Raw genomic sequence first — 20,919 nt, 5'->3', positions numbered from 1 at the left:
TTCAAAGATAACTAACAGGAATAGAATAATTGTAACGTGTTTCAACAAGCAACTTAAACCAAGGGTAATAAAAAACCTCCATATATATGGAGGTTTTATCTTAAAGATTATTCAGCGTTTAAGCTTAAACCATGAAATCTTCGCCCAAGTAAACCTGACGAACAGTTTCATTTTCTAAAATTTCTTGTGGTGTACCTTCTGCAATCACGGAACCTTCACTCACAATATAAGCGCGTTCACAAATTGCCAAAGTCTCACGTACGTTGTGATCGGTAATGAGTACACCAATACCACGATCTTTAAGCGTACGAATAATGTCTTTAATGTCATTTACAGAAATTGGATCGACCCCTGCAAATGGCTCATCTAACAACATAAATTTAGGGTCTGCAGCTAAGGCACGGGCGATTTCAGCACGACGGCGCTCACCACCCGAAACACTCATGCCCAACGAGTCTTTAATGTGGGTAATTTTAAAATCTGCCAATAACTCTGTTAAACGCTGTTGTCGTTGCTGCTTATTTAGATCTTTGCGGGTTTCTAAAATTGCCATAATATTTTCAGAAATCGTTAATTTTCTAAAAATAGAGGCTTCTTGCGGTAAATAACCAATGCCTTTACGCGCACGTTCGTGCATAGCAAGGTCTGACATATCCAAATCATCAAGATGGATCTCGCCTTTATCCATTCGCACCAGTCCAACCACCATATAGAAACTGGTGGTTTTACCCGCACCGTTCGGACCGAGCAAACCTACAATTTGCCCACTTTGCATACTAAAGGAAACGTCTTTTACAACCCAACGTTTACTATAGTTCTTCGCAAGGTGCTTAATACAAAGGGTTTGTGTTGCAGTCTCAACATGATCCATTAATCACGCGCTCCTGGGAAGGATTTAGTACTTGAAGGCGGAATCACAATTTGTACACGACCAGACGATGAACCTGTGCTATTTGGTGTTCCTGTCGCTTCAATATCACCCTTATTCATGCTGTATTTTAATGTGTTACCACGAATACTCGCACCATCTTGTTCTAATAGCGCACCACCAGACATGGTGATGATACCTGTTTCCGCATTATAAACAATTTTTTGTGCTTGTCCTTTAGCTAAGCCTTTATTGGCATCTAGCTGTTGCTGGAAGCGCGCAGGGCCGCCTGTGGCAGTAATTGAACTGATCTGTTTTTTCTGATTCAGATTGGCAACAATTGAGTTTGCTTGTAAACGCATCGTGCCTTGTTCAATAATCACATTGCCAGAGTAAGTCGTTACCCCAGTTTTTTCGTTAAAAGTCGCACGGTCTGCCACCAAAGAAATTGGTTGATTGCGATCCGAAGGAATTGCAAAAGCACTAGATGCCGCAACAATCGCTATACTGAGTACAACTGCTTTTTTAAGGAAAGCTTTATAAGCTTGAAACTTAAGATTTTGGTTCATACTTTCCTCGAATATTAAAAAATTCGTATTGACCATCATTTAAATTGGCTTTCAATCCCTGACTGACAAACTCTGCTTGTGGAGATTGCACGGTCACTTGACGGTTTGTTTCTATAACTCGGGTCTGCGGGAATGCCGTCAGCTCATCAGTTAAAAACTGCATTTTCCCCTGCCCTTGATCTAATAACTTGGTAGCAACGACCTGTTGAGACAAAACAACTTTTTTATTGTCTTCATAACCATTCGCTTGCTTAGCAAAAAATGTCGCATCTACAGTGCCATCTTTATACATTGAAGCATTCAAGTTCTCGAGTTTAGTGGTCTGTTTTTGCATATCCTGCTCAAGTCGATCAACTTGAGCACGAATATATAAATTTCCTGCATCATCGGTTTGGGTTAAATTAATTTTTTCTGCGGAATACGTCATACTTCGCGCAGATGCAGTTTCTAATTTATTCCCTTTACCACTGTAATAGTAATAACCACCACTTACAGCAGCAATTGCAATCGCCGTGACATATAAAACTTTGGTATCCATAAGTGTGGTTCTTCACTAAAAACAATTATGTACGTATATGAGCATTAATGCGGGATTGTAATAAATTTTTCAAGTAGCTCTTGGTAAGTCCCTTTCGCCATCAGCAGCATGTCGCAAACTTCACGTACTGCACCACGACCACCCATCGCTTGTGTGACTAAATCAGCGCGACGACGTACTTCAACATGACCATTCGGCACCGTGACTTTCATCCCTGCGATAGCAAAGGCTGAAAGATCAGGCCAGTCATCACCCATATATAAACAATCATCTGGTGAAAGATTAAGCTGAGCACATGCCTCACGCAAAGCTACACCTTTATCTTCACGCCCTTGAAAAACTAAGTCGACACCTAAATCTGACATACGCTTTTCTACAATATTACTTTTACGACCAGTAATAATAATCACTTTCATACCAGACTTTTGTACCAACTTCATGCCTAAACCATCACGAATATCAAAGGATTTAATTTCATCCCCCGAATTGGTTAAAGTCACAAAACCATCACTTAAAATACCATCGACATCTAATACGAGCGCTTGAATATGACGTGCTTGTTCTAATAAAACATAAGATGCCATGGATTAATTTACCCCTGCTTGAATTAAGTCATGCATGCTAATCACACCAATAACTTTATTGGCATCATCAACAACAACGAATTGATTAATTTTTTTGTCGCGTAATTTTTCTAAAGCTTGAACCGCGCGTGCTTCTTGCGAAATCGTTGCTGGGTTTTGAATCATTACTTCAGACACAGGGAGATTGACATCAAAACCTTGCTGTTTATCAATTAAACGACGCAAATCACCATCGGTAAAAATACCCAATAATCGATTTTCTGAATCGACAACGGTAGTTAAACCCAAACGTTTATTTGAAATTTCGTATAACACTTTATTCATCGGCGTTTCAGGTGCTACTTTTGGTAGTTCTGCACCTGTGTGCATTAAGTGTTTTACATGTAATAACAAGCGCTTACCTAAAGCACCCGCAGGATGCGAACGTGCAAAATCATCCGCGGTAAAGCCACGTGCTTCCAATAAAGCTACGGCTAAAGCATCACCCAATGCCAAAGTGGCAGTCGTACTTGATGTTGGTGCAAGACCCAATGGGCAAGCTTCTTGAATGTTGCCTAAAGTGAGTGCCACATCAGCATTTTGCGGCATTGGACCAGTATCATCACCACTAATGGTAATTAAAGGCACTTCTAAGTGTTTGATTAGTGGCATTAACATCATAATTTCATCACTCTTTCCCGAGTTTGAAATTGCAATCAATACATCTCCACGAACCAACATGCCCAAATCGCCGTGCCCCGCTTCACCTGGGTGCATAAAGAATGAAGGTGTACCTGTTGAAGCAAATGTCGCCGCCATTTTACGACCAATATGCCCTGATTTCCCCATACCTGTTACCACTAAACGCCCTTTGCACTGCAAGATAATTTCACAGGCACGACTGAAACGCTCATCTATCTGCGTTGCTAATACCCCTAAAGCTTGTTCTTCAATGCGCAAAGTTTCTAATGCGGCTTTCTGAAAATCGATTGGATTCGGCATGGTTTGTAAATTCAACGTTGGCAACCTTAAACTCGATAAGAGCTCATTTCAGGGTATTCCATCATTATCGAAATAATGACTTACCCCAGTCTCAAGCAAAAAATAATTTTCGCAATTTTATCATATCTATGCAAATGCATCGTTTCTAAATGTATAAGTTTTCACTTACTTATAAAAATAACGTATAAAACTTTGTGAATCATGGACCTTACGTTATGATGAGAAATCTTTTTGTTATCGCAATATGTAAGCCCTATGCAACCTTTTGTTCTTTACAATTCAGAGCAACGTAAAAAAGTAGAATTTGTACCGCGTAAAGAAGGTCATATCGACATGTATGTCTGCGGCATGACCGTCTACGACTACTGTCATATTGGACATGCGCGTGTAATGGTTGCATTCGACTATATCATTCGTTTTTTACGTAGTCAGGGCTGGAACGTCAAATACGTTCGTAACATTACTGATATTGACGACAAAATTATTAAACGCGCCAACGAAAATGGTGAAAGCATTACTGCGCTTACCGACCGCTTTATTCAAGCTATGAATGAAGATGCTGAGAATTTGGGCTGTTTACACCCCGATGAAGCACCACGCGCGACAGAGTATATTGACCAAATGCAAAGCATGATTGGTAATTTGGTTAATAAAGGTACAGCCTACCCTGCAACTAATGGTGATGTATATTTCCAAGTAGAAAAATTTGCAAAATATGGTCGTCTTTCAGGTCGTAAACTTGACGATATGCAAGCAGGTGCATCGGAACGCGTTGATGTGGAAGTTGAGAAAAAACATCCTTTCGACTTCGTACTCTGGAAACATGCCAAAGAAAATGAGCCTGCTTGGGCTTCGCCTTGGGGCAATGGCCGTCCGGGTTGGCATATTGAATGTTCTGCCATGTCAACATGCTGCTTAGGCAACCATTTTGACATTCATGGTGGTGGTTCGGACCTCATGTTCCCACACCATGAAAATGAAATTGCCCAAAGTGAAGCATCGACAGGCGAACAATATGTAAATTATTGGATGCACGTGGGCTTTATTAACGTGGATGGCGAAAAAATGTCGAAGTCTTTAGGCAACTTCTTCACCATCCGTGATGTAATGGATAAATTCCATCCTGAAGTCATTCGTTACTTTATTGTGTCTTCACACTATCGTAGCCCAGTGAACTTCTCAGATGTGGCTTTAAAAGAAGCAAAAACTACATTAAGCCGTTTCTACCATTCATTCAAAGCCTATCAACAAATATACGGCACCAATGTGGTTGAACAGCTAGATAATGCTTTGGTTGAACGTTTTAATGCTGCAATGCGTGATGACTTTAATACCGCCGAAGCAATTGCTGTGTTGTTTGAAATTAACAAAGAGCTCAATCGTTCAGTCAAAGAAGAAAATGCTGAACAAGCAGCAATTTATTATTCAACGTTGCGTCACCTCACCAACATTCTAGGTCTGGTACAGCATGACGTTAAAGAGTTTTTAAAGTCAGATATTGGGCAAGAAGCTTTAGGCTTGTCTGAAGCAGACATTGAAGATCTCATTCAACAACGTCAAGATGCGAAGAAAGCGAAGGATTTCGCAAAAGCTGACGGCATTCGTCAGTCACTATTGGATCAGGGTGTGGTTTTGGAAGATACACGCCAAGGTACTGTATGGCGTCGTGCTGATTAATTCAGCAATTGCATTATAGAGAGTTGACAGTAAAATTAAACTCTCTATAATGCACATCCATATTGCGGGAATAGCTCAGTTGGTAGAGCACAACCTTGCCAAGGTTGGGGTCGCGAGTTCGAGTCTCGTTTCCCGCTCCAAAATTTATTCTTTAAAATCAATAAGCTGAAAGGTTTTTAGGACTTTTCGGCTTGTTTTTTATTGTCGATAGGTCAGCTTTGGTTATTCAAAATAATCAAATTTCGCATTAAAAAACGCTTTATATTTCCGCACCGACACCAAAAAAGTTAGGGTCTTTTGTCCTTTTCTAAATTTTGGTGCCGTTGCGACACCAGAAATTTGGAGTGTATATGCAAAAACCTGTCAAACGCGGCAATGCTTGGCGTATTGTTGTTCGCTACAAAGGAAATCGCTTCACAGCGACCCGAGATACAGCTCAAGAATGCGAACAATGGGCGGCAAAGAAACTACTCGAACTACAATCTTCAGCTCCTCAATCCGAGGAAGCTGAAAAAATTCATATCTCTTTTTACTCCCTTCTTGACCAATACTACAATGAAGTTGGTAAAAGAATGAAAAGTGCTGCCTTTATTTTGCAGCAACTTAAGTCTTTAAAAAGCCAATGGGGTGATTTAGCAGAAGAATCTATTCATGATCTATCCCCTATCAAAGTAAAGCAATGGCGAGATAAACGTCTTAAATCTGTTAAATCAGGAACTGTCATTCGTCAAATGGGTTTGTACAGCTCTGTATTTGACTATGCCCGCAAAGAGTTATTTTTGACGAAAGATAACCCCTTTAAAGAAATTTCAAAGCCAACTACCCCACCTGCACGTCATCAACGTATATTTAAAGAAGATGAAGAAACCATTTTAAAAGGGTTGGATTACCACTGGGGTAAAGAACCAACCCAACCAAGGCACTTTATTGCGTGGGGCTTCTTATTCGCGCTTGAAACAGCAATGCGTAAAGGTGAAATTTTAGGTATACGTAAAGAGCATATATTTGAAGATTACATCAAACTATTTGATACCAAAAACGGTACCAATCGTGATGTACCATTAACTGCTCGAGCTAAAGAAATGCTAACGTGGATTGATATTCCAGAAGGTGATTATCGCCTCATCCCTCATACATCGAATTCATTCAGATTAGTTTGGGAGCGCAATCTTCGTCGTGTTGGCCTAGATGGTAAAATTCATTTCCATGATACACGCCATGAAGCAATCACTCGGTTTGTGCATAACTATAAGCTACCTGTCGAAATTCTCGCTAAAATTACAGGGCATAAAACCATTAGCGTACTTGTAAACACATATTACAATCCTACTGCTTCTGAAATTGCAAAGATGTTAGTTGCAGCATGACATCTGATGAGTGCGGCACCAATTAACGCTCTAATGCAAATCCCTCTTTATGTTTGTTAAATTATGAGCAATATAATAAGTTCTAAATTAAAGAGGGATTTCTATGGATTTGATAATTAGATTTTTTGTTTGGGTATCTAACTGCTTTTTAAGTGGTAAGGCTCAGGCGGTAGGTATTGCATTGTTTGGGGTCGCAGTTTCTTACGCATTCCTTAACGTCGCCCCAACCATACTTAAAGGAGCTGTGTTCCTTTATCCTAATTTTGGTCAGTACATAAGCGAACACTTTACGGAATTCCAAGTCGTATTTTTCGCTACTTATATGGTGCCAACGCTTTTAGGGGGGTATATCGCATTTCAACAACTTAAATTTATTTACTACAAAGAAAGCTATAGTCACTTTTAAACGAAAACCCTTACCTTAGTAAGGGTTTTTATCACTTAGAAAAAACTTAAAGACTTTCCAATTAATACGAATAATGATCTTTCAATCTTTATGCTGTTTCTTTATATTTATGCGGTTTCATCTAACTATATAAATATTGAGGGATTTTTGTGAAACATTCTTTTCTAATACTAACTTTGGGATTATTAATCACTACGCTTTCGGGATGTGCAACATCTCGTGGACTTATCCAAGTTCCAACCCCTAACCAAGTTTCCACACAAGAAGTTGCTAATTCTAAAAAAGTGATTATTGCACTTGTTGAAGATCACAGGACTTTCCAAGATAAACCACCAACTGCTGATATCCCATCTTTAAAAGATGGTTTAGCTAAGGCTACGGCAGAAGAAAAAGCAAAAGCTGTAGCTCGAAAGCGAAACAGTTATGGAAAAGCTTTAGGTGATATTCTTTTAGAGAAAGAAACTGTTTCTGAATTATTAAAGAAGCGTACAACTTTAGCACTTAAGAAATCAGGCTATGAAGTTCTTGAAGATACTGCCGCTAACCGAGCGAATGCGGACTTAGTTTTAAACATTAAAATTAATAAATTCTGGTCTTGGTTCCAACCAGGATTTGCATCTATTAAAATTCACTCTGAAATTGATACTGATATCATCAATACGAAGAAATCGCCAGCTGAACCAATTCATGTTTACAGCAAAGTCGTTAGATCAGCACAAGTTGCCAATGGTACAAAATGGATTGAAAATATTGACAATGTTTTAAATGACTATGAAGCTAAATTAATTTCGTCTTTGCCTAAAGCAGCTCCCTGATAAATCATTTTAGATTCAAGGTGTAGATTCTTAGAATAGAGCTCTTTTAGAAGGGCTTTATCATTTCAACTAAGAGGGTATTTCTCTTGAGAGTTTTTTGAAAAAAAGCTCTCACAGCCTTGTATGAAGACCTTATTAATCTGCATCTCTGGATCAACTTTATCATCATCACATTGATCAATTCTTTTTAACTGGTTGTACTTTGCATACAAATAGCCATTGCATTGTTCACTTCCATCTTCAAAGCCACACTCAGGATCAATATTTCGAGTTTGTGACGCATTCGCAGCCCACAACCCTACGAGCATGAATGTAATAATGATCCCTGCAATAATTTTTGTAATGTTCATTTTGTCTTTATCATGATGTATTGTTTAAGCATAATTTAGAAACCTGAAAATGGGGTAAAAAACCTGATAGATCTTTTACCCCATAAACTACATCAATGATTAATTTTTATTTATTTTTTCTAGGGCTCTTTTGACGTCTCCAGCCTCTATAAAATCAATAATAGATTTATTTAATAAAATATTACTGAGAAATTTTTTTATTAATCTTGACTGATTATTATTAAATAAAGTTAATGAGTTATGTTCATTTACTTCCATTAATAATCTTGAAAGCCACTTATCAAAAGCCACACCTTTAAAAAATTCTGGGTTTAAAACTAAGTTTAAAATTAAAACGGGTGTGTAAAATACATATGCCTCAGGTGTAATGAAGTAAAATCCATGTGCGTACTTATTCAAATACTCAAATGGTACAACTCCCCATGTTCGATAATGATTAATAACTCGTTGCTCTTCATTAATTGCTAAAATTAAATCATTTTTTTCACCAACCAATAAGTCACTGTTTTTTATTTCATTGAGTAGATTGCTCTTCGAAAAATAATCTACAGCATTCAAATCATAAGGCTGTTGATGAGGATACCTTCTCAAGTAACTAGTATCTGCAAAGTCCTCTTCTAAGAGAGTAAATCTATCTTCCAAATGAACATCATCAAAAGCATCATGCAGCTCTTGAATAAAAATTTGGTCTACTTGAGATAATTTGTACATTTTAAAGCCCCATTTCTACCATCTTGCTCTTGCTGAACATGTCCTGGATCTAGAGGAGCCCAGCAAGAATTTTCATTTACTCTAGCTTGGACAAACTCATTAAAAGCGTTAATTCTTATAAATAATGCTGTATTGTCCATTTCAGGCAAACACTTACCTAAACGAGCAGTTTCTACTTTGGCTAATTTGGTTCTCTGAGTAATTACTGGGTAATCTTCTTTGGTGCACTCCCAGCATTGCCCTTTTTCACTCATTATACCACTTGGACATTTGGCATTATTCTCCAATTGATCCACAATCGCTTGCTCTATCTCTTCATCATTTGCAGCATCTGCAAGTTTCTCTGCGGCTGCCGCCATTGTGGCCACTTGAGCATCTAGACTTCCAGCATCTGCATTTTCAATTACTTTTTGAGCAACAGTTTCTAAGGACAGATATTTTTCAGAATTGCCATCATAATCAGGATTAACCTTCTTAACATATAATAATCTTTCCACTCCATAGGGTGAAACGTAAATACAGTCTTTATCATCCAAACTGACACTTGAGTATCCTATATCCGGTCGCATTTTTTGAATGAGCGATAGTGAATATTCACAAGCTTGCTGCGGCGTCGAGAAATATGTTCCATTCCCCCATGCTGCAGGAGTGTAAATATACTGGCTTTCTATTTTTGGTTTATATTTAATCTGATTATTCGCAGGATCCAACACCCAATCAACAGCTCCTAACAACTGCTCAACTGCTACTGATAGTGCATATCCCGCAACCCCTTTCCCTAATACTTTAGCCACTTGAGCCGCATCAGCTGTAAGTACGGCTGTTGATGCAAGTGCATCCTTTTTAGCATTTATAATGGCCGACCTACCTAAAGCAACATGATCAGGGAATATATCCCACCCATCAAAAGGCACTGTCATTGAATACGTAGATATTGATCGAGCAGATGCTTGTTGAATGTTATCAGATCACCACCCGGTTCAATACCCATCCATAAAAGTACTTCTCTTGAGATGGATTGCGCTCAGCAATTTCAATGTAACGATTGCCTTGCAAGATATTCAAAACACGCAATAAAGCGGTTTCACCCTCTCTACCACGCTTAGCCAAGTAAGTTTTTAAAGCTGATAACGTTGCTGGACCATATATGCCATCTACAGCTAAATCTGGCCAGCCTTCCTTGCCTTGGTTATTCAGCAAATTTAGTGCACGTTGTAAAAGTGGTTTAGCAAAAGCCACACCACAGTTCACGCCTGTATCAAGCAACTCTTCTGCTATCTTGGCATTGATAGTATTCACTTGATCAAAGCTCGGTGATGTCCAGTATTGTTTTCTATAAATGGATTTTGCTAACTCAATAGGCAAATCCTTCATGTGACCTTTGTAGCCATTTGCTCGGGCTACCGCCTCAGTAATGCCATATTTGGTAGCACCACCACGATCAGTCGGATCATTAACGTAACCACCTTCTCGTATAATTAATTCAGTTAAGAATTGCTCAATGTTCATTGCTCACCACCTTTCCCATTGCTAATGATGGAAATAAAGGCAGACTTAATTTCGCTAATGACCTCTGATAATGGTTTACCTTGCATTAATGCAATTGATTGGTACAAAATTCCGATTGCTAATAATCCAAAAACAGCAAAAATCAACATCACAAAACCTTGCGCCATATGCGAATATTTTGACAATTCATAATATTCAATGAATGCAGCACCGCCATACAAGCTAACGGAAACGCTAAATAAAAACTTACCAATAACCCCTAAAGTAATTTTAATTTTTGCATCTTTATCAATGTCGCCACTCAAAACAAGAGCCAAAATTGCCCCTGCGACGGCTGGAATTATCTTTATAATCCAAGGAATTGTATTCTCTTGCATAAGTTGCCCCAATAGCTCTACGTTATTGCATAGAGTTTTATGGAAAGGCAAATTTTTAGCTAACCTTACAGGGGGTAAAGTCTATTCATAATTACAATTATATTTTAATAATCATTCATAATTAACACTAATCGCATTTTAATTAGATTAATAAAATGATTATTTGTTTATTTAATTCATAATAAAAAACCATTATCTTAATGGATTTACAATTCATTAAGATAATGTATATTAAAACTTATTAAATCAAATTTGAATTAACAAAACAAAATTACTATTTGTTTTATTAACTAATAATTCGATTTTGAATTTCATTTTTTAATGCTTTTTGTTCATTTGAACACCATGTTCATTTGAACACAATCTTCATTGCATTCATGCACTTATGTGTAAATAAAAACGCATTAGCATCTCGATGTATAGATGCATAGACATCATGATGCTTAGATGCTCAAAAATATAAATGAATATAAATGGATTTCGTGTTTATACAATTTAGTGTTTATAATGATTTATACAATAGAGCATTTATGTTGACTTATGCCATGTTTCAAGTTAACCAGAATTTTTAGTAAAAATTAATGCTGCTTTGATCTTGCAGTTTATGTAAGTTTCATGTAGATTCATTTAAAAATTGGGTGAGCAATGGGGTCGTTAAAATGATGGGGTGAAAAATTATTATGTCTTTTTTATTATATTTTGAGAGGCACAGCATGATTTTAAGATGTGCTAAAGAAGAAAGTTCAAGAACCCTTCCCTCGGCAAAGTTAAGGGCTCTTGATTTGTTAATACAGGAATATCAACGTTGGAAAGTATGGAACAATCAACTGAGCAAGTCAAATCGTATGATGCAGGTGATATTGCAGATGCTCACGCACTTGCTGAAAGTCATCTGTCATGGATAGCCACTCTCGTTTCAACAGTTAAGCAAAATCTAGAATGTGGAAAAGTTTTTCATAATCAGACATTGCTAGAAATCACACAGTATCTTGCTGAATCTTTTGTTGACGATCACAAAAGTAAAAGTGAGCAATATGAGGCTGAGAGTAATATTCAAAGCTAATTCAAAAGGCACCTAAAGAAAAGCCACCTTATGGTGGCTTTTCTTTTAGCTTTTTTGTTTCTCAGGCAAATGCGTGTCCTGAAAATCAGTTTGTTTTTCTTTCCCAGAAGTTACTGCAACAAATATCAACCACAATAAAATTGTGCTAGCAATTGTTATTAAAGCTCCTTTTCCAATTTCAGCAAACCACCATTTCCAACCACGTGATGACAAACCATCAAGTCCGCTAATTAAGCTAGAATGATTTGATTCACGAATTTGAGTTGCTGTATCTAACAATGTTTTTAATTGGGTATGATTACCGCTTAACTCAGTTTTAAGTGTAGCTAGTTCTGTTTTCATTTCTGCTTCTAAAGTGGTAGATAGACGTACCTCAACCTCTCTCACTTTGCTCGCCAAACTAGCTTTTAATATATCCTGAACAATTGATGCAGATTCATCCCTTAATCCCTTAATTACCCCAGCAAGCATATAAGATTCTTGAAAAGTTCTTAACTGTTCTGTTGTAGGATGCCCATTATGAGATTGATAAAATTCAATTTTCCTTTGCTTATACAATATATAAGCAATATTATTTACTAAATTGAAATTACCATTATCATCTTTTGTTAGTTCTTGATAAACCCAGCTTAAATTTGGATCACGCAACTGTTCTGACATGCTTTTTCATAGCCTTATCAAATGCTTCATTCACATTTTCAATATCAAAAGCGAAGGTACGAAGAGCTTCGACTCCTATTACGGTTACAGGACTTGATGATCTTAATAATCGTGCCGCACCACCTGATATTCTTTTTGAATTTATTAAATGCGAATTCGATTTTAAGTAAACAACACCAATTTTAGCTTGATCTTCCCCAGCAGGTGCTATTACCTGTGTAATTCGGCCAGATGGAGTTTTTTCTCTTCGTACCAAAACTACACCAAGAGCATCTTCTACTGTGAAATCTTCAGCTTCAAAATGCATACTATTCTCCATTTCGTAAATACAAATACTTCCATTAGCAAAAGTAAATACTTTATTATTGTATATGCTTTACGCAAACCTTTCATTATCCTTTTTTTATAGTTGCCATTTTTCTAAAAAATAGCCACCATAAGGTGACTTTTTTACTACTCACCAAATGCAAAATAACCGGCACTTCGGGCATCTTGTCTATTCCGTGACAAATAAATGCCATCTTCAGAACGATCAATACGACGTTGACGATTCTTATAACTCTGATTCAAATTGACTCGAGTGATACGACGAGATGGATTTCTTTCATTGAATCCTTGAATTTCTTCCCAAATTTCGTCCATCTCATTTTGATCATCCATCAATTTGGCTCTGGACCATAAAGCCATTAAGCGACCACGACGTTCATTTAATTTTTTATCAAGCTGATAAATTGCTGATTTACCTTCATTGGCCGTGCGTACATCAGATGGAGAAAAACCCATACCTTGGACAAGTAAATCCATTGAACTGACTTCGTCCATGATGGATACACCCGTTTTGTCCTGTACACCTTCCTCACCATAACGATAAGTTTTGGCAAAGTTCTTTAAGAACACTGGAAGCATCGTTTCTATGCCACGTAAATTATGCCCTTCTGAAATTTCTTGTGCACCTTTCGCAACATTCAGGCCTATACCTGCAACAGGGCCTAATGCACCAGCCATAGCAGATTCAGCCCAACGTTTACCTTCAAGACCTTCTTGTACATCTGGTAATAACAAATTATTAATACCTACGCGTCCCGACATATCGAGAGGTGTCAGTGCACGAGGTGCACCTTTCATTAATAGATTTGAAATAGTTGGTCCAAAAGCTTCAGCTAGATAGTTCCGTAATGCAACTTCTGCATCCCAAGGATCGTCGTCATCTCCACCCATCCATGATGCTACAGATAACAGCATCCCTACCATTGGTAAACCAAGCGTACCAGCAAATGTTGCATGCATTGCTAAAATTGCCCCAAGTGTTTTACGAGCTTCTTTTCGCTCTGCTGCTGTTTCAGCTTTAATTGATTGATAGGTCTGACGCGCTAATGTGTAAATCATGTTCTGGCCAAACTGTTTAAACAGCAGAAGGACCTTAGCAACATTGCCCTGCATAATACGTGGGCGGTTTCCTGAGCTATAGTCAAAATGACCTTTATAGGTTACATCAACCGCTTGATCAAAGGCTGAATCATGGCTTGAACCTGCTTTTCGAGCTAATCGATATGCAGCTATAAAAGTAACTTCTCGGTTAAATCTCTCTGCATGGTGAAACATCACACTTGCTGCACGCATAATTGGACGTGTCTTCCACATCACACCACTATCTTCACCTTGTGCAATACCAGCTAAATCATGTGCCTGTGTAACATCAATCACACCTCTAGCTACAGCATCATCGTAAGCCTGCTTTTCATCCTTGCTCAGGAATTTAGAAATGTCTGCACTCATGGTTTTATAAAGGTCGGTTTTAGTTCCCTCCCATTTCACTTTGTGGAACTCAACCCCTTTTCTAAAATCATTTGATGCCTTCAACAACTCTTGGGCTGCTTTATCGAAATCCCATTTGGCACCCATAATCGGATACGCGACTAATGCTGTCTGCGATAAGTTGACCAATGCTGAAGCTGGTGACAAGCCAAGGTAATAAATAAAGCCTAAACTGGTTAAAGCACTCGATAATGGATGAGATTTAGGATTCATTAAATTGTCATGGCATTTGTTCATTTCATCAATGACACGTTGAGCCGTAGGCTGGTCATAACTGTCATTTAGCTTGCTTTGTTCAGATGCATATTTCTGCATATCATCAAGCTGCTGTGCTAACTGATCGCCATATCGCAGTTTAGCGAGATACCCTGCTCCATGAAACATATTTTGCGCAAATGCCCGACGTGCATCCTGACTAAATCCAGCAGTGCCTTTACGATGAATACCATGTTTTGCCCAACTTAAATCTGGCATAGAAGACAAATACAATTGACTCAATGTATCTTCAAATTCAGCCTGCTCTGCTGTTGATAATCCAAGATTGTCTACTTCTGCAAATAAACTGGTCATAAAGCCACGGCCTACGCCATCACGTGATGCATTAAATTCTTTATCTAAAATGACACGGTCTACTTTGAAGTGTGGATATTTCTGCATCAATTCAGAACGTAAACGCTGTGCCTCTGCCATGGTTTCTGCACGACTTACACTTTCGATTTGCCCATTTTGGTTATGCATCAAAACCACATATTTACCGAAGCGTGCTAATGGAAAATAAACACCTTTAATCCGACCATTAAAGAAATTGTCATCCATTTGCTTCATTAAATCGGCTTTCTTTTCACTCGAAAGTTCGGCGCGCATAATCCGTTCTTTAATGGCCTGATGTACTTTGGTGTAATGTTTTTTATAGGCATCACGCGCATTTTTATACATCGCTTGAGCTTCTGGAGTCAGGTCGTTGTATGCATGTAATAGCTGCTGATACTTCGCTTTATTATCACCAGATTTATAAGGTTTTACGGGATCAATCATTGCCAAAGTTGCATCATGCATAAGCTCTGCAAGTTGCTCTTCATCTTTAAGGTTCGACCATTCCCGAACAATGCTATCAGCTTCTGCACCAGCATCATTCTTATCCGCATCCATTTGAGTAGCCAGTTCATTATATTTATTTAGCTGTGGCAAAATTTTACTGTAAATCTCAGTGAGTTGACGACGACCTAGAGCCGATAAACTAATACCCAACCAATCAGTAAACTTATAACCAGTTTTATCTTTAATTGATTGGACCGTAGTACCTTTAAGGTCTTTACCAAGTTTATCAATAATATCCTTCGCAGAACGGCTGAATCGAATATCTGCACTTTCACTATTGAATGTACCAGTATTCCCTTCAGCCATTTTGACCTGATTAGACTCAAGAGCAACAATATACTCATGATCATCAAAATGATGAACCACCCCTTGATACTTGCCTGATCGGGTGGCTTCTACAACTTAATCTCGAGAGACATTACCAGTCGTTTTAAATGCATTGCGAATATTCACGAATAAAGGTAATACAAAACCATTTTTACCACGGACATTGGCGTACATATCAGCAGTATCAAAACTATCAGTTAAATAAATACCCTCACCTAATAAACCATGACCTTTTCTAAACTCATTAAATTCACTGGAAGTACCATGATAGACAACCTTAGGTTCCCCATTCTCATCTAAGATCTGAGAGGAATTCTCTGCATCATTTTCCCAGTCACCAAACCATTTCTTAAATTCTGGCGTACGAACCTGCAACCATTGCTGTTCTGACAGATGCGTCTTCGCCCCATTGGGAGCAGTCATCCATTGACTCGTGCCCTGATATTTTTGGCGAACAGTATCCATTGAGGTCTGGCGTTCAATCTGTTTAATCATGCGTTCCGATAACGCCAATATATCATCTGGATTTAGGTTTAGATTTATACCAAATCGATCAAATGCCCATGCTTTCACATATGCGACGATATTGCGGATCAATTTTTGAAGAGCATTGCGTTGAATTACATTACGTTGCTGCATCGTTGATGAAAGCGTTAATAGATATGGTAAATATTCAAGTTGTTGGCGAACGCTGCCTTGTTCGCGTTCTGCAAGTAATTTAGCCGCCATAGCAACTGGATTACCTTGTTCGACCAACTTATCAAACTGACGCATTAACTCCTTATATTGCTCCTGGTTCATCATATTTTGAAAACCAGCATGGCCACCCAACTCATGTAAGAATGTTGGCACAGCACTTTCAAGAGTAAGATTTGATGCAATAAGAACGGCTTTACCGTTGTAATAAAATCCTTCTACTCCATCTACAGCATAGTCTTGAATAATTTCAAGCTTACCCTGACGTTCAAGCTCATTGATTGTCTTTTCCCCAAAATGGTTAACCAAGACTTCTCGAATTTGAGCTACTGTAGATGATTCAACTGCTTTATTAGCATGGCTAAAACGTTTCTTTTCATTATTCTTTTTTAACTGTTTATCTTCTTCAGATATTCCTCCCAGTGCTTCTCTGCTACCCCTTCCTGAATCTTTGAAAACACTTTTACGTCCGTTGTCAGAATATGAGCCATTTGATTCATTAATTTGAGCAGCTCGTGCTGAACTTTCTTTCGTTCCTGATGATTTGTCTGCGGTTGAGACTGTAACTCCATCACTTGAGTGAGCAGTGGCTCCATCTGATTTTGCTGTTCTGGTGTCGCTTGTTGATATATTTTCTGCGCGATCTCGACTCGGCTGCTGACTTTGACCTCGTGTGGATAATCGATCATCTCGTTTCTCTTTGAACTGATTGGTAGAAATTTCGGTAAATATTGCATCTAATTGCTTGAATCCATCCTGACCAAGCATTGTTTTAAAAACTTCACGCACATTGGTTTCAGCAGCACTCACCGCAAGTAATTCATGAGGAAAGTCCTGCTCATATGCATAACGCAATCTTTCAGCCATATTTTCATCAAGGTTCTCACCTTGATTCCAAATATATTCCCCTAGAATACTTCTAAATTGTTCAAGTTTATCTAAATTTTCATTGGATACTTGGTTTTTGGTAATCGATTGCTCTGTGACAGTATGTGTCAACTCATGGTTTATTAGCTCTAAAACTGAACCTTCCCAAAGTTCCGTCTTAGGATAAATATACAAAATGTTCTGATCAGGGATATAAAAACCACCTGAACTAAGTCTAGATCGAGTAGTTTTGTCTTTAATATTGATCAAATCAGAAACAATGTGCACCTGCACATCAGGATTAAGCTTTGCAATCTTGGCCAACAATCGTTTGCCATACAGCACATTGGTTTTTACACCTTCCGTTTTTATGCTCGACAAGTCATTCGCAATACTGCCTAACTTATGTACCTGATCCATTAGTTTGCTAGGGATGCTATGGGTTAAGCCTGAATCAGATTGAATCTGAGTATAAGTATTTAAGCCTTGTTCGGATTGCGCTTTAACATTCGCACCGTGAGTGATAAGGGAATCAGCCTTTATTTCATTGGCAGGTTTTGAGGTATCCTCATTTTTAAGCCAGTTTTTAAACTGTTCCATATCCATAGTACGGATAGGACCTACTATCCATCCATTATCAAAGTTTGATTTATATGCTGTGGTAGCATCTTCCTGACTGTTAAATCCAAGCATAACCTTGTGCTCATCAAAGTTACCTGTTTTTTGGTCAAGCTGATCTACAATGAATACCTGGTTTGAATCTGGGTTACTCCCTATATAAGTATCAATGTGCTCATTATCGGCACCAGTAGTCCGTTTGATGTATCCATAGTGGTCACTCATTTCATGCGACCATTCTGTTCCATCAGGTCGTTTACCTGAACGAGATGAACCCCGAGGGTTTTCAACAGCTATATCTAAGCCCTGAACTTTAATGTGCCCCTTTTTATAATTGCCAGCTTCAATCTGCGCTTGTGTTGGTGCTGGTAAATCATTTTGTGGACTCGTAGCCGCTTCATGTGCATTCGTGTCAATTGGAGATGAATTCGATTCCGAAATTGACTTTAAAGCCTCAAAAACCTTCATTGCTTTTTGAGGTTGCCAATGCGCCATGCTTTTTAATTCTGATTTAGCATTTGCAGCATTGATTCCAGCCTTATTTGCATAAGTATTAATATGTTCTGCTGTTAATGCTTCAAACAAAGGCTTTGCTTGATTCTGAGCTGCCTTATGTTCATTTTTTTTGGTTTCACTTTGATCTTTTAATAATTTACTTTGCTCAGACTTGTATTGATCAATTTGGGCATCAATATTACCGCGTTTAGCTAAAGGCACATTTAAAACACCATGGTCCAATACTTCGGGATTGAATGTATTATTCCCTTGTTTCAAAGTTTCGATCTGTCTACGCAATTTGGCTTTCTGCGGAACAGTCTTAGCTGCTGAGAACTGTTGTTCAAGCTGAGTAAGTTGTTCACTTAGCGGTACGATCGTTGAAACTTGTTTTGTTTCTGGTGGAATATCTAATTGTTCTGTACTTTGATTTACCGTACCCTCCAAGAACTGATTAAATCGTGACAACTCCTGCGGATACTCACGCTCAACCACTTGACCTGTCTTAGCATTGGTCAACTTAACAATCGATTTATCACCTGCATCAACAACTTCAACATTACTAAATGATGGTGAGTTTTTATAGTAAATAAGATCAGTCGCTGCGCCTTTTCCCGTTAAAGATTGATTTGTTTGCTCTAACGAATTGGTATCACCCTGATACTGCTGTAAAGCCTGACTAGCAATATCCTTTGACCAAGGAAGTGACCCAACAGAAAGATTAGCGTCAGTATTAAATACAGGTTTTGTCTGATTTTCAGTAATGGGATTGCTAGTTTTGAGTTCATCAATTTGTTTACGAATCTCGGCCTTTTTAGGCACACTTTTAGCATCTGTAAACTGTTGTTCAAGATAATCAATCTGTGATTGGTTTGTCTGGCTATCAAGTAGCGATTGGTAATTAGATGGTACAGCATCACTTAATGGCGAATTACTATCCTGTTGTTCTGGGGTAAAACTTAATTGTGCAACTGGTGAAGCACCACTATCCACCGCCAAAGCTGCTGCTGATGACATTGGTCCATCACTTGGATTAATACCCAAGCGTTCTGACGGTAGCTGTAACTGTGTTTGAGTATCATCAAAATAGTTTCCACCACTCGGAGAAAGTGGGCTATCTGGGTTAGGTGTGTTTGTTGGATTAGGATTAATTGGTGCATCAGGATCATTATTTGAATTAAATTCAAGTAAGTTGGGATTAATACTTGTACCAATCTGGTTACCTAAATCACCCATTTCCTCTGTGGGTTGATTCAGGTATCGTCCATTCATATTATTGATATGATGAGATATATTAGCTAAAAAATTCTCATCATCTTTTGCATTCCAAACCTTCTCTTGTTCCTGTTGCGAACGTAGATGGTATTCATCTAGCAAGGTTTTTTGATATTCAGCTTCAGACAGCTCCTTATTTTTTTCTATCGCTCGTTGCTGTTCATTTTCAGCATTATGGCCAGACAAGATATTGGCACCACCACCCATTGCCATACCAGCCAATGTGCCCATGACAGCGGCATCTTCAATACCGTCACTCCAAGGCTTATCTAATGCCAAGTTCTGTAAAATTTGTTCAGAAACGGATTGGGGTAATTCTTCTAAAAATCCTTCTGAAATAGCACCTTCAACCATACGACGAGGTAAAGACTTCGCAGGCATTGAAGCAATCTCACCAGCAATTTCTGCTGGACCAGCTCGCCCCGTTACAAGCATGGTATCTACATCACCAATTCCCATTTTCTGGGCAAGACGACCACCAGCAAAGCCAATCAACCCGCCAAGGGCACCTGTTGTTGCACTTGCTAAGGATTGATCTGCTGTTAAGCGTCCATCTACAGTCTCTTGGCGAATTTGTTCAGCTTGGCTGCCCGCCATTCCAATACCCTCGCCAACCGAAGCAGCAACAATAGGATTAGCAATACCTGTACCTCGACCAAGTGCAGCACTAACTCCTATTGGAATTAAGGATTCTGCAACACTATTGCTAATCATTGCGGGATTGTCTTTGTAGAATTTCAAATATTCTTTTGAGTTATTAAAGAGCTTCCCAACTGTTGTTGGAATGTCATCTTCCTCTTCTATTTTTTGTATAGGAAGTTGGGCTTTTTGATTTATTTGTTCTTGTAATTGTGGAGTTTGCCATCTGGTCATTTCTTGATTAGTAGCTTTCGGGTCATAACCAAATTTTTCAGATAAAACCTTGCCAGTCGCACCATCAGACATTAAATCAGAAAGTCCAACCAATATTTGCCCGCCAGCTACAGCACCTTTACCTACAAATGAAATAGTATGATCTTTTGCTTGTCCAAGAAAACCTTTTTCCTTCTTTTCCTTCGATTGAGAAATTACCCCAGAATCCCAATCAGTTTGACTTGGTTCTTGAATTTCCCCTTTTTCCCAATCAATTTGGTTTTGCTCAGACATGACGCACTCCTAATATTATGCGTCTATCATGTTTTTTATATTAAAAATGGTCTAACCTTAGAGGGGTATTGAAAATGCTCAAAAAGCAATCTTAAATGATAATAATC

At 38.4% G+C, this 20,919-nt stretch carries 19 protein-coding genes and 1 tRNA gene; 6 read left to right on the top strand and 14 right to left on the bottom strand.

Annotated features, from left to right (window positions below; translation table 11 throughout):
* Positions 1-124: 124 nt before the first annotated feature.
* The 5 genes from lptB to C3F34_RS14235 are packed head-to-tail and all read right to left on the bottom strand — an operon-like array spanning position 125 to position 3,540.
* Positions 125-871, bottom strand: a complete 747-nt coding sequence (lptB, locus tag C3F34_RS14255; RefSeq protein ID WP_016166511.1) for an LPS export ABC transporter ATP-binding protein — start codon at positions 869-871, stop codon at positions 125-127.
* A complete protein-coding gene (lptA, locus tag C3F34_RS14250) occupies positions 871-1,437 on the bottom strand; it encodes a lipopolysaccharide transport periplasmic protein LptA (RefSeq protein WP_016166512.1) in 567 nt (188 codons plus the stop codon). Before lptA ends, lptB begins: the two co-directional genes overlap by 1 nt.
* On the bottom strand, positions 1,421-1,975 hold the full coding sequence (gene lptC, locus C3F34_RS14245) for an LPS export ABC transporter periplasmic protein LptC (RefSeq protein WP_044737936.1): 555 nt from the start codon (positions 1,973-1,975) through the stop codon (positions 1,421-1,423). Before lptC ends, lptA begins: the two co-directional genes overlap by 17 nt.
* Before the next feature lie 44 nt (positions 1,976-2,019).
* Complete coding sequence (locus C3F34_RS14240; protein ID WP_044737935.1) at positions 2,020-2,559, bottom strand: KdsC family phosphatase; 540 nt, start codon at positions 2,557-2,559, stop codon at positions 2,020-2,022.
* 3 nt (positions 2,560-2,562) lie between these two features.
* The gene (locus tag C3F34_RS14235) at positions 2,563-3,540 is read right to left on the bottom strand and encodes a KpsF/GutQ family sugar-phosphate isomerase (RefSeq protein WP_104441930.1); all 978 of its coding nucleotides are present in this window, start codon (positions 3,538-3,540) and stop codon (positions 2,563-2,565) included.
* A 255-nt stretch (positions 3,541-3,795) separates the two neighbouring features.
* Here C3F34_RS14235 and cysS point away from each other — a divergent pair, with 255 nt between their 5' ends.
* The 5 genes from cysS to C3F34_RS14210 all read left to right on the top strand — a co-directional run bounded on the left by cysS (position 3,796) and on the right by C3F34_RS14210 (position 7,805).
* Positions 3,796-5,217: a cysteine--tRNA ligase gene (cysS, locus tag C3F34_RS14230; RefSeq protein WP_104441929.1), complete on the top strand. Its 1,422-nt coding sequence runs from the start codon at positions 3,796-3,798 to the stop codon at positions 5,215-5,217.
* A gap of 64 nt (positions 5,218-5,281) precedes the next feature.
* A tRNA-Gly gene (locus C3F34_RS14225) sits at positions 5,282-5,357 on the top strand.
* Positions 5,358-5,567: 210 nt separating this feature from the next.
* Positions 5,568-6,584 (top strand): tyrosine-type recombinase/integrase, encoded by a 1,017-nt coding sequence (locus C3F34_RS14220; RefSeq protein WP_104441928.1) that lies wholly within the window; start codon positions 5,568-5,570, stop codon positions 6,582-6,584.
* A gap of 103 nt (positions 6,585-6,687) precedes the next feature.
* Positions 6,688-6,990: a hypothetical protein gene (locus tag C3F34_RS14215; RefSeq protein ID WP_104441927.1), complete on the top strand. Its 303-nt coding sequence runs from the start codon at positions 6,688-6,690 to the stop codon at positions 6,988-6,990.
* 149 nt (positions 6,991-7,139) lie between these two features.
* Complete coding sequence (locus C3F34_RS14210; protein ID WP_104441926.1) at positions 7,140-7,805, top strand: flagellar biosynthesis protein; 666 nt, start codon at positions 7,140-7,142, stop codon at positions 7,803-7,805.
* Positions 7,806-7,870: 65 nt separating this feature from the next.
* Here the strand turns inward: C3F34_RS14210 and C3F34_RS14205 are convergent, their stop codons facing one another.
* The 5 genes from C3F34_RS14205 to C3F34_RS14185 form a co-directional block, all read right to left on the bottom strand.
* The gene (locus C3F34_RS14205) at positions 7,871-8,155 is read right to left on the bottom strand and encodes a hypothetical protein (protein WP_104441925.1); all 285 of its coding nucleotides are present in this window, start codon (positions 8,153-8,155) and stop codon (positions 7,871-7,873) included.
* A 99-nt stretch (positions 8,156-8,254) separates the two neighbouring features.
* Positions 8,255-8,866 (bottom strand): hypothetical protein, encoded by a 612-nt coding sequence (locus tag C3F34_RS14200; RefSeq protein ID WP_104441924.1) that lies wholly within the window; start codon positions 8,864-8,866, stop codon positions 8,255-8,257.
* A complete protein-coding gene (locus C3F34_RS14195; protein ID WP_104441923.1) occupies positions 8,845-9,786 on the bottom strand; it encodes a hypothetical protein in 942 nt (313 codons plus the stop codon). The genes C3F34_RS14200 and C3F34_RS14195 overlap by 22 nt, the downstream gene beginning before the upstream one ends.
* A gap of 43 nt (positions 9,787-9,829) precedes the next feature.
* Positions 9,830-10,375, bottom strand: a complete 546-nt coding sequence (locus C3F34_RS14190) for a glycoside hydrolase family 108 protein (protein WP_104441922.1) — start codon at positions 10,373-10,375, stop codon at positions 9,830-9,832.
* Complete coding sequence (locus tag C3F34_RS14185; protein WP_104441921.1) at positions 10,372-10,752, bottom strand: hypothetical protein; 381 nt, start codon at positions 10,750-10,752, stop codon at positions 10,372-10,374. The genes C3F34_RS14190 and C3F34_RS14185 overlap by 4 nt, the downstream gene beginning before the upstream one ends.
* A gap of 814 nt (positions 10,753-11,566) precedes the next feature.
* On the opposite strand from C3F34_RS14185, the gene C3F34_RS14180 reads away from it, so the two are divergent.
* On the top strand, positions 11,567-11,815 hold the full coding sequence (locus C3F34_RS14180) for a hypothetical protein (protein ID WP_104441920.1): 249 nt from the start codon (positions 11,567-11,569) through the stop codon (positions 11,813-11,815).
* 45 nt (positions 11,816-11,860) lie between these two features.
* Here C3F34_RS14180 and C3F34_RS14175 read toward each other — a convergent pair whose 3' ends face one another.
* The 4 genes from C3F34_RS14175 to C3F34_RS20610 form a co-directional block, all read right to left on the bottom strand.
* Complete coding sequence (locus C3F34_RS14175; RefSeq protein WP_104441919.1) at positions 11,861-12,475, bottom strand: hypothetical protein; 615 nt, start codon at positions 12,473-12,475, stop codon at positions 11,861-11,863.
* On the bottom strand, positions 12,456-12,782 hold the full coding sequence (locus tag C3F34_RS14170) for a hypothetical protein (RefSeq protein ID WP_104441918.1): 327 nt from the start codon (positions 12,780-12,782) through the stop codon (positions 12,456-12,458). The genes C3F34_RS14175 and C3F34_RS14170 overlap by 20 nt, the downstream gene beginning before the upstream one ends.
* A 146-nt stretch (positions 12,783-12,928) precedes the next feature.
* Positions 12,929-15,754 carry a PLxRFG domain-containing protein gene (locus C3F34_RS14165; protein WP_228155307.1) on the bottom strand — a complete coding sequence of 942 codons (2,826 nt, stop codon included), beginning with the start codon at positions 15,752-15,754 and terminating at the stop codon, positions 12,929-12,931.
* 36 nt (positions 15,755-15,790) lie between these two features.
* Positions 15,791-20,812, bottom strand: coding sequence for a hypothetical protein (locus C3F34_RS20610; protein WP_104441917.1), 5,022 nt, complete (start codon positions 20,810-20,812; stop codon positions 15,791-15,793).
* Between the last annotated feature and the right edge of the window lie 107 nt (positions 20,813-20,919).

Origin of the sequence: Acinetobacter sp. ACNIH2 (assembly GCF_002934965.1) — a bacterium.
In the GTDB taxonomy this organism is placed as follows: Bacteria; Pseudomonadota; Gammaproteobacteria; order Pseudomonadales; family Moraxellaceae; genus Acinetobacter; species Acinetobacter tandoii.
Note: the sequence above shows the minus strand (reverse complement) of the source record. Positions and strands in the feature narration are given on the sequence as shown.

Bases quoted from the DNA above. Each gene is read 5' to 3' on its own strand.
- C3F34_RS14200 (WP_104441924.1), bottom strand. From the start codon at position 8,866: ATGTACAAATTATCTCAAGTAGACCAAATTTTTATTCAAGAGCTGCAT.
- C3F34_RS14235 (WP_104441930.1), bottom strand. From the start codon at position 3,540: ATGCCGAATCCAATCGATTTTCAGAAAGCCGCATTAGAAACTTTGCGC.
- C3F34_RS14205 (WP_104441925.1), bottom strand. From the start codon at position 8,155: ATGAACATTACAAAAATTATTGCAGGGATCATTATTACATTCATGCTC.
- C3F34_RS14215 (WP_104441927.1), top strand. From the start codon at position 6,688: ATGGATTTGATAATTAGATTTTTTGTTTGGGTATCTAACTGCTTTTTA.
- lptB (WP_016166511.1), bottom strand. From the start codon at position 871: ATGGATCATGTTGAGACTGCAACACAAACCCTTTGTATTAAGCACCTT.
- lptA (WP_016166512.1), bottom strand. From the start codon at position 1,437: ATGAACCAAAATCTTAAGTTTCAAGCTTATAAAGCTTTCCTTAAAAAA.
- cysS (WP_104441929.1), top strand. From the start codon at position 3,796: ATGCAACCTTTTGTTCTTTACAATTCAGAGCAACGTAAAAAAGTAGAA.
- C3F34_RS14195 (WP_104441923.1), bottom strand. From the start codon at position 9,786: ATGACAGTGCCTTTTGATGGGTGGGATATATTCCCTGATCATGTTGCT.
- C3F34_RS14220 (WP_104441928.1), top strand. From the start codon at position 5,568: ATGCAAAAACCTGTCAAACGCGGCAATGCTTGGCGTATTGTTGTTCGC.
- C3F34_RS14175 (WP_104441919.1), bottom strand. From the start codon at position 12,475: ATGTCAGAACAGTTGCGTGATCCAAATTTAAGCTGGGTTTATCAAGAA.
- C3F34_RS14170 (WP_104441918.1), bottom strand. From the start codon at position 12,782: ATGCATTTTGAAGCTGAAGATTTCACAGTAGAAGATGCTCTTGGTGTA.
- C3F34_RS14180 (WP_104441920.1), top strand. From the start codon at position 11,567: ATGGAACAATCAACTGAGCAAGTCAAATCGTATGATGCAGGTGATATT.
- C3F34_RS14240 (WP_044737935.1), bottom strand. From the start codon at position 2,559: ATGGCATCTTATGTTTTATTAGAACAAGCACGTCATATTCAAGCGCTC.
- C3F34_RS14190 (WP_104441922.1), bottom strand. From the start codon at position 10,375: ATGAACATTGAGCAATTCTTAACTGAATTAATTATACGAGAAGGTGGT.
- C3F34_RS20610 (WP_104441917.1), bottom strand. From the start codon at position 20,812: ATGTCTGAGCAAAACCAAATTGATTGGGAAAAAGGGGAAATTCAAGAA.
- C3F34_RS14185 (WP_104441921.1), bottom strand. From the start codon at position 10,752: ATGCAAGAGAATACAATTCCTTGGATTATAAAGATAATTCCAGCCGTC.
- lptC (WP_044737936.1), bottom strand. From the start codon at position 1,975: ATGGATACCAAAGTTTTATATGTCACGGCGATTGCAATTGCTGCTGTA.